The following is a 15,687-nucleotide window of genomic DNA, read 5'->3' on the forward strand; positions in this document are numbered from 1 at the left end:
ATTAGAGAGGTCTTTATGACCTCTCTGTCTAAGCATGCCATGCAACCTAATAGTGTGCGTTTATGCCAAGGTTGCGAACTCCCTGTCGATATTGTCGATTTACCTAACGGTAAAAATGCACATTGCCCACGCTGTGGTACGCAATTATATCGCGGAGGCAGCCCTAGCCTTTCTGGTAATTTAGCGGTCGCGATAACCTGTATCTTGCTATTTATTCCGTCGCACTTCTTTAACTTCATTAGCATCAGGCTTTTTGGTGTGATGATTCCGGCAACCTTACCCTCTGGGATGATAACCTTGATGGAAGAAGGCTTTGTTCTTCTTTCATTGTTAATTCTATTTTGTAGCTCACTTGCCCCATTGACCGTATGTGTCTCGGTCGTGACTGCACATATCTCATTGCATCAAAGATGGTTTAAGGGGCTGCGCGTCTCACTGTGGCTGATTCAACATTTGAAACATTGGGTAATGCTGGATGTGTTTTTGGTCAGCATTGCGATCTCTTGTTTTAAGCTTCAAGACTATTCAGATATTTTTGTTGGCCCCGGATTGATTGGCTTGGTCTTGCTGCAAATATTTACTGTTCTTCTGGTATCACGCATCAGCGTTCGTCGTTATTGGGAAGCTTGGAAACCAGAAAACACGTACTCTTTCGAACACAAAGATGTGCATTGTCACGAGTGTCATCTCTCTCAACCTGATGGTGAGCGTTGCCGACGTTGTCATCATGAGCTCTATCATCGTAAGCCAAACTCGATTCAAAAAACATGGGCTTACCTAGTCGCGGCTACTATCGCGATTTTTCCTGCTAACCTTATTCCTATTTCGATTTTGATAACCAACGGTCAACGCCTTGAAGATACGATTTTCTCTGGTGTTGCGTCTTTGGTCAGAAGCGGAATGTATGGTATCGCCATTATTATTTTTGTTGCCAGTATCGTTGTGCCAGTCGTTAAGATCCTCGGCCTTGCCTATATTATGCTGTGCATCAAATTCAAGCGTTCGGTGTTTCGAAGACAACGAATGATGGTTTACTTTGCAGTAAAGTGGATCGGTAAATGGTCTGTCATGGACTTGTTTGTTATTTCTATCATGATGACCTTGGTCGATCGCGGTCAAATACTCGACTTTACACCAGGTTACGGCGCGGTCGCGTTTGGTTTAGTCGTTGTGCTGACAATGTTAGCCGCAGAGAGTATTGACCCAAGGCTAATCTGGGATGAAGCCCCAAAACAATCAGAAAAAGAGTCAATTAATGAGTGATCAGAACAATTCTCAAACATCGTATGTGCCTGATGTTAAGAGGAGCAAAGGCATATCTCCACTTTGGCTACTGCCAATTTTGACGATGGTGCTCGCCGGCTGGCTTGTGGTGAAGTCCATCCATGATGCGGGGCAACGAGTACAGATTTACTTCTCCGACGCTGCTGGTTTGGTGGCGGGACGTACAACTATCCGTTACCAAGGTTTGGAAGTCGGTATGGTCCGTGACATTAATTTGTCCGAAGATCTCGGCAGCATTTACGTGGATGCAGACATCTACCCTGAAGCAACGAAGTTACTAAACGATAAAACGCGTTTTTGGCTTGTTAAACCAACCGCGAGTTTAACTGGTGTGTCGGGCTTGGATGCGCTTGTTTCTGGTAACTACATCTCTATCCAACCGGGAGACGGTCAAGAATTTGAGACCACATTCCACGCTCTCGATTCGGCGCCAACGGACCTACGTGTTTCACAAGGTTTGAACATCAAGCTTAAAAGCCGAGACTTAGGCGGCGTGTCGATTGGCTCTCAGATTGTCTATAAGAAAATTCCTATCGGTGCGGTCTACAGCTACCAACTGGATGAAGATGCAAAATCCATTACTATTCAAGCTAATATCCAAGAGCAATATCGACACATCATCAATGACCGCAGCCGCTTTTGGAACGTCAGCGGCATTGGCGCAAGTATAGGTTTTGAAGGCGTTGACGTACGCTTAGAAAGCATGAGTGCCCTACTTGGTGGCGCTATCGCGGTTGACTCCCCGGACGATGGCGAACCAGTGGAAGAAAATACCGAGTTCCGCTTATATAAAGACTTGAAAACAGCAGGTCGAGGCATTGCGATCAAAATTGCTCTACCTGACGACAATAAAGTCAGCAGCGAAGGCGCACCAATCATGTACCGTGGCATTGAAATTGGTCAGGTCACCGACTTAAGCCTTTCTGAAGGACGAGAAGTCATTTTGGCGTCAGCAGCAATTCAGCCTGCTTTCAGTGACATGCTTACCACAGGCACTCGCTTTGTTTTGGAAGAAGCGAAAGTGTCATTGTCTGGTGTCGAAAACATTGCAAACCTAGTTAGAGGAAACTTCCTCACTATCGTTCCTGGCGACGGCGAACGCTCTCGCCGCTTCACTGCAATTCGCAAAAACGTATTTAATCAACAGCAAGAAAAGTCTATCGCGATTCGCCTAATTTCTGACAATTCATTTGGTTTAGATAGTGGCGCGAACGTGCTCTATAAAGGTATTGTGGTCGGTTCCATCATCAACGTTGGTTTAGTTGATAAGAAAAAACAAGCGAAGCACGAAGTCTTTATGGATGTGCTGATTGATCACGAATACAAGCATCTTATTAAGTCAAATAACCGTTTTTACGTGACTGGTAGCGCTTCTGCAGAGCTTACTGAGTCTGGGTTGAGCGTCACTGTTCCGCCAGCAAAACAACTACTGACCGGTTCTATCAGTTTCGTCAGTGAAGGTTCTGAGTCAATTCAGAAAGAATACCAACTGTTCCAGAACGAATCGTTAGCAGAACTCGCGCAGTACAACAAAACTGGCTCGAAAACATTAATGCTGTTTGCTTCAGAGCTACCACCAATTTCGAAAGGCAGCCCTCTACTCTATCGAAATCTGCCGGTCGGTAACGTCTCGGACTTTCATCTTGTCGATGGTGGCGTATTGATTAAAGCAACGATTGAAAATCGCTTTGCTTATCTGGTCACCCCACAAACCGTTTTTTGGAATCGTTCAGGTATCGAAATTGATGCCTCACTTTCTGGCGTTAGCGTTAAAGCACATCCACTAAAATCTCTAATTGAAGGTGGAATTGCCTTTGATTCCGTGCCTGGCGTGGAAAACAAAGTCGGAGAACGTTGGAAGCTTTACGCTGATCAGCAAAAAGCGCGCAAATTTGGTCGAGTCATTTCGCTAGAAACCGACGGCACGCAAGAAGTGCTTAAAGGTATGCCGATTGAATACCAAGGCGTGAAGGTAGGTGAAGTGACGCTTGTCGTACCTAACTTCCGTCGCAATCTGGTTGAAGTCACCGCCCGAATTTTGCCGGAATACGTGGAAAATATCGCGGTAGAAGGCACGCATTTTTGGCTAACTGAACCTGAAATTGGCCTTGGCGGCGTGAAGAACTTAGGTGCGCTGGTTTCAAAATCTATCAGCGTTGAACCGGGTAATGGTAAGGCGAAGTTCGATTTCCCATTAGAAAAAGGGTTTGACCGTGTAGAAGGCGTCATGTTTACCCTGCAAAGTGAGCAACGCGGTTCGGTTCAAGTCGGTACTCCTGTTCTCTACCGTCAAATGGAAGTTGGTCAAGTTACCGATGTTCGCTTGGGCGAGTTCGCTGATCGCGTGGTTTCCACCATCAAAATCAAACCTGAATACGCGTATTTAGTGCGTCAAAACAGCGTGTTCTGGAATGTGTCGGGTGTGGATGTGTCTATCGGTATTACTGGTGCGAACATCAAAGCAGGTACGATTGATAGCCTGGTGCGTGGTGGCATTGCATTTTCAACGCCAGAGCAATCACAAATTCCACCAGCAGCAAAACGTGGTCACTCTTTCTATCTTTACCCACGTGCCGATGAAAGTTGGGTTCAATGGAGAACGCCAATTCCTAAGCCCTAAGGCGGGATATTGATTCGATGTAAAGAGCAGCAATCGCTGCTCTTTTTTATGGTCGTTAACCTTGTCACTATTCGTTTCTGCGTCGCTTTCGTATATTATTTGCGGCAAATTCTGCAAACGAGATTCCACATTGCATCCTAATGTTTACATCCCAGACGCGTTTCTGGAAAAAATCCAAACTATCCTTCCTGCGAACCTCAACATGGAAGATTTCATCTCTGCATGTCAAAGGCCTCTTCGCAAAAGTATCCGTGTAAACACGCTCAAAATGAGTGTGGAAGACTTTGTTAAGCGCGCGGAAGACAAAGGATGGACATTGTCACCCGTCCCTTGGTGTGAGACTGGTTTTTGGATTGAAGCCGACGAGTCGGTTGTACCATTAGGCAACACAGCAGAACACATGTCTGGCTTATTCTACATTCAAGAAGCCAGCTCGATGATGCCAGTATCTGCCCTATTCATGAATGACGAATCTTACGATGCGGTACTAGACACCGCTGCTGCACCAGGTTCAAAAACCACGCAGATCGCCGCATTAATGAAAAATGAAGGTGTACTTGTCGCGAACGAGTACGCTGCAAGCCGCGTAAAAGTTCTGCATGCCAACATCGAACGCTGTGGTGTACGCAATGCCGCTTTGAGCAACTTTGATGGCCGCGTTTTTGGTGGTTGGTTACCTGAACAATTTGATGCGGTATTGCTTGATGCCCCTTGTTCTGGCGAAGGCACAGTTCGTAAAGATGAAGATGCCATGAAGAACTGGACACAAGCGTCCGTTCTAGAAATCGCAGATACGCAAAAAGATCTCATTGAAAGCGCATTCCACGCACTTAAGCCAGGTGGCGTGCTAGTTTACTCAACGTGTACGTTAAGTACCGAGGAAAACCAGCAAGTTTGCCATCACTTAAAAGAAACCTTTGGTGACGCGGTTGAGTTTGAGAGCCTGGATGGATTATTTGAAAATGCAAACGCCGCATTAACAGAAGAAGGCTTCTTACACATCTTCCCTCAGGTTTATGACTGTGAAGGCTTCTTTGTTGCGCGTATTCGCAAACACCATTCTGTAGAGGCGCCACAAGTGAAAAAGCGCATGGGCAAATTCCCGTTCGTAAAAGCGTCGAAGAAAGAATCAGAAGAGATTTCAAAGCAACTACACAACGCATTAGATATTGAGTTACCTTCCGAAAGTACGGTTTGGCTCCGAGATAAAGACGTTTGGCTATTCCCAGATGCGCTTGAGCCTATGATTGGCGAATTACGTTTTTCTCGCATGGGCATTAAAATCGCTGAAGCACATAAAAATGGCTACCGTTGGCAACACCAAGTCGCTACCGCGCTGGCGACGGGTGCTGAAAGCAACGCTATTGAGCTAACGATTGAAGAAGCACGTGAATGGTACATGGGCCGTGATGTTCGTCCTCAAATCATTCCAGAAGGATTGAAAACGGGTAAAGGCGAAGTGCTAGTTAAGTACCAAGGTGCGATTATCGGTTTAGGTAAGTGGGTCAGTAACCGCATTAAAAATGGTCTTCCTCGTGAGTTAGTACGAGATAAGAACTTATTTTAAAGAAATGACGAACCATAAATAAATGAAAAGCCATCGTATTTGCGATGGCTTTTTAGTTCGTAAGTATGAAAGCTCGTAGGGCTGCTAGCGATTCAAGCTCGCTGTACTAAACTGAAGATATCAAAGTAACGCTTTGATACGGCATTTCTCTCTACGTTAGCCACCCAATAAATGGTTGACGAAAGTTTAGCGCAGGCTCTGTAGAGCCGTTTCCCCTAGGCCCAAAAAATGGAAGAGTTTGGGCCGTTTTTTTGGCTGCTTTCTAGCGTTTAAGCAGATAAGTTAAGCGAGACGGATACCGTCTTTCTCAATCACAATCTTACCTTGCTTGTACAAACCGCCGATGGTCTTTTTGTACGTGCCTTTACTTGTACGGAAAGCATCAAAAATCGCTTCTGGCGAAGACTTATCGTTCAGAGGAAGGAAACCGCCCTTCTTCTCCAAGAGATCAATAATCTTGCTTGAAAGATCATCCATCTTCGCCACACCGACTTTTTGTAGAGATAAGTCAATTTTGCCATCTTCACGGACTTGCTTGATGTAACCTTTCAGTTTTTTACCGATAAACAGCTTACCAAATACATCAGAAGGGAAAATCATGCCCCAGTGTTTGCCGTTTACAATCGCTTTGTAACCAAGTTGACTGCGTTCCGCGATAATCAGATCAACTTCTTCGTTTACTTCGTAGTTTGCTGGCGTTTTATCAAGCCACTTGTTGAACTTCGTCGTACCAACAATACGTCCCGACGCTTTATCGGTGTAAACATAAACCAGAATGTTTTGACCCGCAGTAAAGCGAGCTCGTTGCTCACTAAATGGGATAAGAAGGTCTTTCTCTTTAATGCCCCAGTTTACGAATGCACCCGTTTGATTGATGCCTTCGATTTTCATCAAGCCCCACTCGCCTACTTGAGCGATTGGCTTGTCAATGGTCGCAGCAAGTTGGCTTTCTGAGTCAAAGTACAAAAATACTTCGATGTGATCGCCAAGTTCAGTGCCTTCAGGTACATGTTTGTTAGGCAGCAGAACAGAGCCGTAATCGTCACCATCCAGAAATACGCCAAAATCAGCCTTTTTAATGACTTCTAAGCTGTTAATTTGACCAATTTTAATCATTGATATTGTCTCTCTTAAAATTTACACGGAATTATACCTAAACTAACAAGAAAATCAGAGAGAAAAGCAAACCTCTCTGTTATGCTGTCTGCTCGGCTATTTGCCCCAGTCACTCTCTTAGCAATCTCGACCTTACACGCTCAACTACATTACGTAAGGCAAGAGTGCTTTAGCAAAGTCAGGAGCTTTCTTTGGTCACCGTCGATAAACAAGACTCAGTAACATTAAAAATTAGCCACGCGCTCGCAGAAAGCAAAAGTGTCGACCTAGATATTTACTTCTTTGTGCCTGGTGAGCTTGGTTTAAACGCCGACATCATCAGTGAATCCGAATTTTATTACACTTCTATCACTCAGCAACGTGCTTATTACAGTACAGAAATTCTATTGCCGCTTGTTCACAGCCGATTAGCGAAGCGCGGACGTCTTTCTAATCAGCAATACCGCGTAAGTTTGAGTTTATTCGCCTACCAGTACGTTATCGCATTAGATAAAGCAGTGGCGAGTTTGAATAAGCACGAGAGCAACTCCGTTACAGAAGATGAAGTGGACGAAGTCATTGAGTTGACGCTTGAGATCTTAAAACGCTTGAGACGCTCTATCCCTTATGAAGAAAACTTAAAGCGTTACTACGTTAATATTGATAACTATTTGTCGTGGTATACCGAGCAAAAGTTTTTGTCTCTCGTTGCTCATCTTCCTCGAGAAGGCGATTACAGCACCATTAAACAGCGTTTGATTACTCTGTGTGAGAAAGAACAAGCGCATCGCAAGCTAAACAAATACAACTCTCCACGCGTGGTTGAAGACGTGACGCGTCTTTCAAACAAAATGCGTTTGTTAAGACGTCTGATTGAACACCCTATTGTTTTGCGTGAGCAAACTATCTCCATGGGTAACAACATCAAGCGAGCGATTAAAGGGATTGCGACGGGCTTGGTTATGGTCGTAGTGACATCGACCGTTATTCTAGCCCGAGACTACCTTGGCGAGATCTCAGCGTCTTTCATTATAGCGATGTCTTTTATCTATGCTTTACGCGAGATTTTTAAAGATGATCTGCGTGATGCGATGTGGCGTTGGATTCGTAAAGGCAAACCTAAGTGGCGTAAAAAGTACATCGACCCGACGACGAAGAAAGTCGTCGGTAAAAAATTAGAATGGCTTGATTATAAAACGCTATCGAGCTTGCCAGACAAGATTCAACAGATTCGTAAAAAACGCGTCGTTCAAAGAGAAGAACAAATTCTTCACTACCATGAAAAAACAGAAATGGCGACGTCGCTCTTTTTAAGTGGTTACGAACAGACTCGAGAAACGTTGAACATCAGTTTGCGCCCGATCATCCGCCTAATGGATAAGAGCTCAAACCGCGTTTATCGTCTAAATGAAGGGCAAGTGACCAAAGAGTCTGTAGAGAAACGTCATTTACTCAATGTGATCGTCAAAGAAGACAACCACACTGATGCGCCCGTTTACTACCGTTGGAAAGTCGTGCTAAACCGCTCGAAAATAGTCTCTATCGAGAAAATCGAGCTCAATTAAAAAACGGATTCAAACTATTAAGCAGCCTTCTTTGTATGTTGAGCTGCTTTTTTTATGGATAGAGTAAGCGCAAACTCTGCCATCGGCTCCTGCCCATGTAGGCTCGGACACAGTGCAATGATCTTCACATCACGATTAACACGTTCACCAGTGGCAATGGTATGGTCTAGCATCTCATCAATGACATGGCCGTCATTACAAACGAAATGAACATCCGCTTCTGGACGTTTTAAAAACTCCGCTTTCACTCCTTTAAATGCTAAAGAAATCGCCTCGCCTTTTTCCTGAGCTTTGCTCATCGCAAGAAAACCACCAGCCACATCAGCACCAACGGCTAATGCACCAAAATACATACTGTTTAGGTGATTCTTTGTTCGTCGTCGAAGTGGAATGCGCACTTCAACGTGCTTACTATCAATGGCGATAATTTTTGGGTGACACAGCCAAATCAGAGGCACTTTCGAAAAGCCAAAGAGATTGAGATACAAATTTGCGCGACGTACTGCTGATAACATGTTGGTCTCCTTACCAAACTACTCTGACCAGTTAATCAACGAACGAAATGGATGTCAAAGAAATGTTAACAAAAGCTAGATCTAGACAGTTATTGAGCACACTTCCAGTGACAGTGTCACCTAGCTCGAATAGAGAAGCATGAGATTCGTCCGCACTAAACTCGCTTGACCGAAGGTGAGATAGAAGAAAAGGTTATAAATTCAAATGTATATATATTGATTTAATGATCAAGTTTTGTCATTTATACATAAGTCATTTAAATGAATACCAACACCTTTGTATACAATTCGGTATTTCCTGGGGAAGATTCCGGTGAAACGGTTTATTCCTGCCTGTAATTCCGTTATCTTTACCCCTTCGCAATAGAGAATAAAGCTATAACATGCCTATAAAAACAGATGAATTGAGAACCCAACCTTTGGGTCCAATGCCTACCCCAGCGGAGCTAGGTAGTGTACATCCGATCACGGATGACGTTGCAGATCGCATCGCTCAATCTCGTCGTCAGATTGAAAACATTTTAACAGGTGAAGACGATCGCCTTCTTGCTATCGTTGGTCCATGTTCTGTTCACGATACTGAAGCCGCAATTGATTACGCGAAACGCCTGAGTGAAATCCAAGATAAGTACAAAGACGAGCTATTTATCGTTATGCGTACTTACTTTGAAAAGCCTCGTACAGTAGTTGGTTGGAAAGGTCTTATCACCGACCCTAACCTAGACGGTTCTTACGCGCTTGAAGCTGGCCTTCACAAAGCTCGTAAACTGCTACTGGATATCAACAAGCTTGGTCTTGCGACTGCTACTGAGTTTCTTGATATGATCACTGGCCAATACATTGCGGATTTGATCACTTGGGGCGCAATTGGCGCACGTACGACAGAATCTCAAATTCACCGTGAAATGGCATCAGCGCTATCTTGCCCTGTTGGCTTTAAAAATGGCACAAACGGTAATGTGAAAATCGCGATTGACGCGATTCGTGCCTCCCAAGCTTCACACTACTTCTACTCGCCAGATAAGAATGGTCGTATGACGGTGTACCGCACAAGTGGCAACCCATTCGGTCATATTATTTTGCGTGGCGGCGAAAAAGGTCCAAACTTTGACGAAGCGTCTGTGAAGCAAGCGTGTGATTCACTTGCTGAGTTTGGTTTACCTGAGCGTCTTATTGTAGACTTCAGCCATGCAAACTGTCAGAAGCAGCACCGAAAACAGCTTGATGTTGCGAGCGACATTTGTACTCAAATTAAGTCAGGCAGCACTCGCATTGCGGGTATCATGGCGGAAAGCTTCATTATGGAAGGCAACCAGCCAATGACTGACATTAACAACCTAACTTACGGTCAATCAATTACTGACCCTTGTTTAGGTTGGGACGATACAGTAACTATGCTAGATATGCTGGCAGAAGCTGTAAAATCCACTAAGTAATTCATCCATATAACAAGATAATCAAGGAATCTTCATGCCATCGTTTGATATTGTTTCAGAAATCGATACCGTTGAACTACGTAACGCCGTTGATAACGCTAACCGTGAACTGTCTACTCGTTTCGATTTCCGCAACGTAAATGCGAGCTTTGAGCTAGTAGAAGAAAACGTAAAAGTGTCTGCGGAAGGTGACTTCCAGCTTAAGCAAATGCGCGACATCCTACGTGGCCACTTGGCAAAACGTAATGTTGATGCAAATGCAATGGACGCTCAAAACCCAGAAGTAACGGGTAAAAACTGGCATCAAAACATCCTGTTCCGCCAAGGTATCGATACACCGACAGCGAAAAAACTGGTTAAGCTAATCAAAGATGCGAAGCTAAAAGTACAAGCGTCTATCCAGGGCGACAAAGTACGTGTAACTGGTAAGAAACGTGATGACCTGCAAGCAACTATCGCTGCAATCCGTGAAGCAGAGCTAGGCCAACCGTTCCAGTTTAACAACTTCCGTGATTAATATGTTTTGCTAATTGGTATTCGATACCAGTTAGAAGAAGCAAAATAAAAGCGCCGACGTATTTTTCGTCGGCGCTTTTTTATTGTAAGTATTTGGGAGAGCGTTGTTTTTGCTAAAGCTTCACAAACTAAATCACAAGATCTTGCCCTTGCAGCAACATGAATTCGCTTGTGCCTTGAGGAATGAACACGCACACACGTAAGTTGTCTTTTTTCGCTTTGGTTAACTTATCAGACAGTTCTGCCGCATTTGAAAAGGCCTCACGTTCGGCATCTCTTCTTACCAACTCCATTGCATCTGATTCACACTTAGTCGAGTACAGCGCAAGTTCGGCTTGCTGCATGTAGCGAACAGCTTTGATTGGCAGCATTTCGACGTCTTTTCCGAGATGAATCCAAGTACAGCTGCCCTTCTCATCCAATGGGTTTGCCATCGTTGCCTGATAGATGGTTTCAAGCTCGCGGTTATTACGCGCGTTTTCAACATCAGGGTTAGAGAAAAATTGCTCCCAGAACTTACGGCGTAAATCGACACTTGGTAACGCTTCTTTGATCGAATTACGTTTCGAGTTGGCAAACTCGGCCATCAAACCCATGTTCTGAGGAAGAATCGCTTCAAGCTTTTCACGAATATTGCGAATCAGTACCGGAGACGCTCCACCACTTGAAATTGCAATCTGGATTCTGCCACGGTTGATCATTGAAGGTGTGATGAAGTCACAGTACGGTTTGTCGTCTACGACGTTGACCAAAATGCCAAGCTCTTTGGCATTTTTATACACCTGGTGATTCAACTCTGGGTTATCAGTGGTGGCCCACACTTGCACAAAACGTTTTGTGACAAGGTCACTTGAATAAAAGCGCTGTACCCAATGGATTTGGTGCTCATCGGCAAGCCTTGATAAGAACTCAACCAAAGTTGGAGAAACAATGGTGACATTCGCCCCAGCCTTGAGTAGCGCTTCCACTTTACGGCTCGCCACTTCTCCACCACCAACAACAAGTACTGGTTTATTCACTAAATCTAAGAACAGAGGAAAATATCGCATTTCAATCCATGATTACTCTTATTTGCTATTGCTACTCATGCTACCAAAAATGGGGCAAACACATCACCCTGTTTCGACATCACAAATAATTTTTGTTCAAATTTTTGCGTAACTCAGTCGAGCTAGGCTAATGATAGATTTAATAACAACTTTTTATTCTCTCATTTTATTCACTCTTCTATTGATTGTTCTGATGCACCAAATTGACCGAGTTTTGCACTATTTACAAACAATTAACATTTCGTCATTCTAATTCTCAAGGAGCTTTGGAAGTTCTCTCAAAACTCTATTTAAATTATATATTTGAGAATTAACAGATCCTTTCCTACGCTTATAACTGGTTGATTTATCGATTGCCGTTTCTTCGAAAATCAATCACGTAGGACAATAAATACTAATAAATTGGACAAGTTATTTCAGGTCACTCCTGATTAAACATGGATCATACAGGAAGGATACAAATGGCAAACAAACTAACAATTCTTGCTTCCGTCGTAGCGGCTTCTACTGCCATGATGGCGACATCAGCACAAGCAGCAGACACGACTCTGGACAAAGTCACAAAACAAGGTTTCCTTACTTGTGGCGTAAGTACCGGTCTACCTGGTTTCTCAAACCCGAACTCAAAAGGTGAATGGGAAGGTATCGACGTAGAATATTGCCAAGCACTGGCTGCAGCCGTTCTTGGGGATAAAACGAAAGTTAAATATGTACCCCTAACCGCGAAAGAACGTTTCACTGCACTTCAATCGGGTGAAATCGATGTGCTTTCTCGTAACACTACCTGGACATTACACCGAGATACTGCGCTAGGCCTAAACTTTGTTGGCGTTAACTACTATGACGGTCAAGGTTTCATGGTCAAGAAAGATCTTGGCATTTCTAGCGCTAAAGAGCTTGATGGTGCGTCAGTTTGCGTACAGTCAGGTACAACAACCGAACTCAACTTAGCGGATTACTTCCGCAACAGCGGCATGTCGTACAAACCTGTGGTGTTTGATACGGCGGCGCAAACCTCAAAAGGTTTCGATGCCGGACGCTGTGACGTGCTAACGACTGACCAATCTGGTCTGTACGCACTTCGTTTGAATCTGAAAGATCCTTCTTCTGCGGCGGTTCTTCCTGAAATCATTTCTAAAGAGCCACTTGGCCCTGTGGTTCGTCAAGGCGACGATCAGTGGTTCAACATCGCTAAGTGGACGTTAGCAGCAATGGTGAATGCGGAAGAATACGGCATTACCTCTAAGAATGCGGATGAGATGTTGAAATCTCAAGATCCAAACATCAAACGTATTTTGGGTGTTGATGGTCCGAAAGGTAAAGGCCTCGGTATTCGTGATGATTGGGGTTACCAAGTCGTCAAACAAGTGGGTAACTACGGCGAAAGCTTTGAGCGCACAGTCGGTAAAGGTTCGCCTTTAGAGATCGCTCGTGGTGTTAACGCACTTTGGAATGCCGGCGGCTTCATGTACGCGCCACCAATCCGTTAGAAACGAGTTAATCAGGGCGGTTCATGCCGCCCTTTTTCTTGAATATATCAATCTGGATGAGTAAGGATCGCTCATTGGCTGGAATAAGCCTTGGTCAGTATGATATGGGTTTGGGCGAGTAACTCGCGCTACAAATCTATTGCAAGCTAACACTAGGTTAAGCCTTTAGGGACAACCACTTATTTATACAGAGTGATATCTATAACTAAGGTTTGAGGTTATCGCTGTATGAAACCGACTAAAGATACATCGCCAAGTACGATGTCCAAACCGAGCGGAAGCAAGAGCTTGATTTATAATCCTGCCTTTCGTTCTGCTATTTTCCAGATCATTGCTATAGCTGCACTGGTATTTTTCTTTTATACCATCATCAACAATGCGTTAAATAACCTCGATGCTCGGGGCATCGCAACAGGCTTTGGTTTTCTGAACCAAGAAGCTGGTTTTGGTATCGGGTTAACTCTCATTGAGTATAACGAAACGTATTCTTACGGCAGAACGTTTATCGTGGGTCTTTTGAATACAGCATTAGTCTCTGTGCTGGGTATTATTCTCGCCACCGCGATTGGTTTTACGATGGGTGTAGCGCGTCTCTCAACAAACTGGTTAGTTAGCCGTTTAGCCGCGGTTTACATTGAGACGTTTCGAAATATCCCCCTTCTTCTGCAAATCTTTTTCTGGTATTTCGCAGTACTGCAAGCATTACCATCGGCAAGACAAAGTTTGAGCCTTGGCGAAGCTATCTTCTTAAACGTGCGTGGGCTTTATTTCCCTGCGCCAGTGTTTAATGAAGGCAGTGGCGTGGTAATTGCTGCGTTTGTTATCGGGCTTATCGCTACGATCTCTATCTCTATTTGGGCTAGAAACAAACAACGCCTAACAGGCCAACAAACCCCGATGGGACGAATTGGTTTAGGGCTTCTCGTTGGCTTGCCTCTGCTGGTTTACTTCGTTTCTGGTATGCCAATCTCTTTGGAATACCCAGAACTGAAAGGTTTCAACTTCAAAGGTGGGATCAGCATTATTCCTGAGCTAGCAGCTTTGCTATTGGCGTTAAGTGTTTACACCGCCGCCTTTATTGCGGAAATCGTACGCTCCGGTATCAACGCGGTGAGTCATGGTCAAACAGAGGCCGCGATGTCACTTGGTTTGCCTCGTGCTAAAACGCTCAAGCTGGTTGTTATCCCTCAAGCTTTGAGAATCATCATTCCTCCACTCACAAGCCAATACTTGAACTTAACGAAGAACTCTTCGTTGGCAATGGCTATTGGTTATCCGGATCTGGTTTCTGTGTTTGCTGGTACAACCTTGAACCAGACAGGACAAGCCATTGAGATCATCGCGATGACAATGGGCGTTTATCTAACGTTGAGCTTGCTCACGTCTGCGTTGATGAACTTGTACAACCGAAAAGTTGCGCTGGTGGAGAGATAATATGAGTACACATCAATTTCAGCCCGATCTCCCGCCACCATCAAATACCGTAGGCGTGGTTGGGTGGTTACGCAAGAATTTGTTTAATGGCCCAGTCAACTCCATTGTCACGCTTATTCTTGCTTATATCGTTTTTAATGCGCTTTGGCACATTGTCGATTGGGCATTCATTAATGCTGACTGGATAGGCTCAACGCGTGATGACTGTAGCCGAGAAGGTGCATGCTGGGTGTTCATCAGTGTTCGCTGGGAGCAGTTCATGTACGGCTTCTACCCAGAAGCAGAACTTTGGCGTCCTCGCCTGTTTTACATCACGCTCGCGATTTTCACTGTGCTTCTTGCCTATGAAAAAACACCAAAACGCTTATGGATTTGGCTGTTCTTTGTCAACATCTATCCGTTTATCGTTGCTGCGCTTCTCTACGGTGGTGTGTTTGGCTTGGAAGTAGTTGAAACGCACAAATGGGGCGGATTGCTGGTCACACTGATCATCGCGCTTGTTGGTATTGTGGTTTCATTACCGATCGGTGTCGCACTGGCTCTAGGTCGACGCTCTGATATGCCCATCATACGCAGCATCTGTACGATTTACATTGAAGTATGGCGTGGCGTTCCACTGATTACCGTACTATTCATGGCGTCCGTTATGTTACCGCTGTTCTTAGCTGAAGGTTCCGAAACAGATAAACTTATTCGTGCCTTAATTGGTGTGATCATGTTCAGCGCGGCTTACATGGCAGAAGTGGTACGTGGTGGTTTGCAAGCCATTCCAAAAGGACAATATGAAGCTGCCGATGCGTTAGGTTTGAGCTACTGGAAGAAAACAGGCCTGATCATTTTGCCACAGGCACTTAAGATCACCATTCCTTCCATCGTAAACACATTCATTGGCCTATTTAAAGATACCAGTCTGGTACTGATCATCGGTATGTTCGATGTGCTCGGTATTGGACAAGCAGCAAACACCGACCCCGAATGGCTCGGCTTTGCTACCGAAAGTTATGTATTTGTCGCGTTAGTGTTCTGGGTATTTTGTTTTGGTATGTCACGTTACTCAATATGGCTCGAAAACAAACTTCATACCGGTCACAAACGATAACTCATCAAGATCAAGGA

General features: G+C 44.5%; 12 protein-coding genes. 9 read left to right on the top strand and 3 right to left on the bottom strand.

Annotation, left to right across the window (positions count from 1 at the left end; all coding sequences use genetic code 11):
• The first annotated feature begins 15 nt into the window (after window positions 1-15).
• From DYB02_RS09125 to rsmF, 3 genes are all read left to right on the top strand, one after another.
• The gene (locus DYB02_RS09125; protein ID WP_029804569.1) at window positions 16-1,263 is read left to right on the top strand and encodes a paraquat-inducible protein A; all 1,248 of its coding nucleotides are present in this window, start codon (window positions 16-18) and stop codon (window positions 1,261-1,263) included.
• Window positions 1,256-3,904: an MCE family putative adhesion factor MAM7 gene (mam7, locus tag DYB02_RS09130; protein ID WP_029804570.1), complete on the top strand. Its 2,649-nt coding sequence runs from the start codon at window positions 1,256-1,258 to the stop codon at window positions 3,902-3,904. The genes DYB02_RS09125 and mam7 overlap by 8 nt, the downstream gene beginning before the upstream one ends.
• 130 nt (window positions 3,905-4,034) lie before the next feature.
• Window positions 4,035-5,471: a 16S rRNA (cytosine(1407)-C(5))-methyltransferase RsmF gene (gene rsmF / locus DYB02_RS09140; protein WP_025524414.1), complete on the top strand. Its 1,437-nt coding sequence runs from the start codon at window positions 4,035-4,037 to the stop codon at window positions 5,469-5,471.
• A 282-nt stretch (window positions 5,472-5,753) separates the two neighbouring features.
• Here the strand turns inward: rsmF and DYB02_RS09145 are convergent, their stop codons facing one another.
• Window positions 5,754-6,587 (bottom strand): CvfB family protein, encoded by an 834-nt coding sequence (locus DYB02_RS09145; protein WP_005457108.1) that lies wholly within the window; start codon window positions 6,585-6,587, stop codon window positions 5,754-5,756.
• 191 nt (window positions 6,588-6,778) lie between these two features.
• Between DYB02_RS09145 and DYB02_RS09150 the strand changes: the two genes are divergently transcribed.
• The gene (locus DYB02_RS09150; RefSeq protein ID WP_005457111.1) at window positions 6,779-8,131 is read left to right on the top strand and encodes a hypothetical protein; all 1,353 of its coding nucleotides are present in this window, start codon (window positions 6,779-6,781) and stop codon (window positions 8,129-8,131) included.
• A gap of 17 nt (window positions 8,132-8,148) precedes the next feature.
• Here DYB02_RS09150 and DYB02_RS09155 read toward each other — a convergent pair whose 3' ends face one another.
• Complete coding sequence (locus tag DYB02_RS09155) at window positions 8,149-8,646, bottom strand: DUF4442 domain-containing protein (protein ID WP_005457113.1); 498 nt, start codon at window positions 8,644-8,646, stop codon at window positions 8,149-8,151.
• A 383-nt stretch (window positions 8,647-9,029) separates the two neighbouring features.
• Here DYB02_RS09155 and DYB02_RS09160 point away from each other — a divergent pair, with 383 nt between their 5' ends.
• Both DYB02_RS09160 and DYB02_RS09165 read left to right on the top strand, forming a co-directional pair.
• Window positions 9,030-10,082 (top strand): 3-deoxy-7-phosphoheptulonate synthase, encoded by a 1,053-nt coding sequence (locus tag DYB02_RS09160; protein ID WP_005457114.1) that lies wholly within the window; start codon window positions 9,030-9,032, stop codon window positions 10,080-10,082.
• Between the two features lie 34 nt (window positions 10,083-10,116).
• The gene (locus tag DYB02_RS09165) at window positions 10,117-10,599 is read left to right on the top strand and encodes a YajQ family cyclic di-GMP-binding protein (RefSeq protein WP_005457116.1); all 483 of its coding nucleotides are present in this window, start codon (window positions 10,117-10,119) and stop codon (window positions 10,597-10,599) included.
• 127 nt (window positions 10,600-10,726) lie between these two features.
• On the opposite strand, the gene DYB02_RS09175 is transcribed toward DYB02_RS09165, so the two are convergent.
• The gene (locus tag DYB02_RS09175; protein ID WP_029805262.1) at window positions 10,727-11,647 is read right to left on the bottom strand and encodes a precorrin-2 dehydrogenase/sirohydrochlorin ferrochelatase family protein; all 921 of its coding nucleotides are present in this window, start codon (window positions 11,645-11,647) and stop codon (window positions 10,727-10,729) included.
• Window positions 11,648-12,108: 461 nt separating this feature from the next.
• On the opposite strand from DYB02_RS09175, the gene DYB02_RS09185 reads away from it, so the two are divergent.
• The 3 genes from DYB02_RS09185 to DYB02_RS09195 all read left to right on the top strand — a co-directional run bounded on the left by DYB02_RS09185 (window position 12,109) and on the right by DYB02_RS09195 (window position 15,670).
• On the top strand, window positions 12,109-13,137 hold the full coding sequence (locus tag DYB02_RS09185) for an amino acid ABC transporter substrate-binding protein (RefSeq protein WP_005457119.1): 1,029 nt from the start codon (window positions 12,109-12,111) through the stop codon (window positions 13,135-13,137).
• A gap of 228 nt (window positions 13,138-13,365) precedes the next feature.
• Window positions 13,366-14,571, top strand: coding sequence for an amino acid ABC transporter permease (locus DYB02_RS09190; protein WP_005457120.1), 1,206 nt, complete (start codon window positions 13,366-13,368; stop codon window positions 14,569-14,571).
• A gap of 1 nt (window position 14,572) precedes the next feature.
• Window positions 14,573-15,670 carry an amino acid ABC transporter permease gene (locus tag DYB02_RS09195; protein WP_029805260.1) on the top strand — a complete coding sequence of 366 codons (1,098 nt, stop codon included), beginning with the start codon at window positions 14,573-14,575 and terminating at the stop codon, window positions 15,668-15,670.
• The last annotated feature ends 17 nt before the right edge of the window (window positions 15,671-15,687 follow it).

The sequence above is a fragment of the Vibrio parahaemolyticus genome (assembly GCF_900460535.1).
GTDB lineage: Bacteria > Pseudomonadota > Gammaproteobacteria > Enterobacterales > Vibrionaceae > Vibrio > Vibrio parahaemolyticus.

Excerpts from the sequence above, each read along its gene's own strand:
- DYB02_RS09125 (WP_029804569.1), top strand. The coding sequence starts at position 16 with ATGACCTCTCTGTCTAAGCATGCCATGCAACCTAATAGTGTGCGTTTA.
- mam7 (WP_029804570.1), top strand. The coding sequence starts at position 1,256 with ATGAGTGATCAGAACAATTCTCAAACATCGTATGTGCCTGATGTTAAG.
- DYB02_RS09145 (WP_005457108.1), bottom strand. The coding sequence starts at position 6,587 with ATGATTAAAATTGGTCAAATTAACAGCTTAGAAGTCATTAAAAAGGCT.
- DYB02_RS09155 (WP_005457113.1), bottom strand. The coding sequence starts at position 8,646 with ATGTTATCAGCAGTACGTCGCGCAAATTTGTATCTCAATCTCTTTGGC.
- DYB02_RS09160 (WP_005457114.1), top strand. The coding sequence starts at position 9,030 with ATGCCTATAAAAACAGATGAATTGAGAACCCAACCTTTGGGTCCAATG.
- DYB02_RS09165 (WP_005457116.1), top strand. The coding sequence starts at position 10,117 with ATGCCATCGTTTGATATTGTTTCAGAAATCGATACCGTTGAACTACGT.
- DYB02_RS09175 (WP_029805262.1), bottom strand. The coding sequence starts at position 11,647 with ATGCGATATTTTCCTCTGTTCTTAGATTTAGTGAATAAACCAGTACTT.
- DYB02_RS09185 (WP_005457119.1), top strand. The coding sequence starts at position 12,109 with ATGGCAAACAAACTAACAATTCTTGCTTCCGTCGTAGCGGCTTCTACT.
- DYB02_RS09190 (WP_005457120.1), top strand. The coding sequence starts at position 13,366 with ATGAAACCGACTAAAGATACATCGCCAAGTACGATGTCCAAACCGAGC.
- DYB02_RS09195 (WP_029805260.1), top strand. The coding sequence starts at position 14,573 with ATGAGTACACATCAATTTCAGCCCGATCTCCCGCCACCATCAAATACC.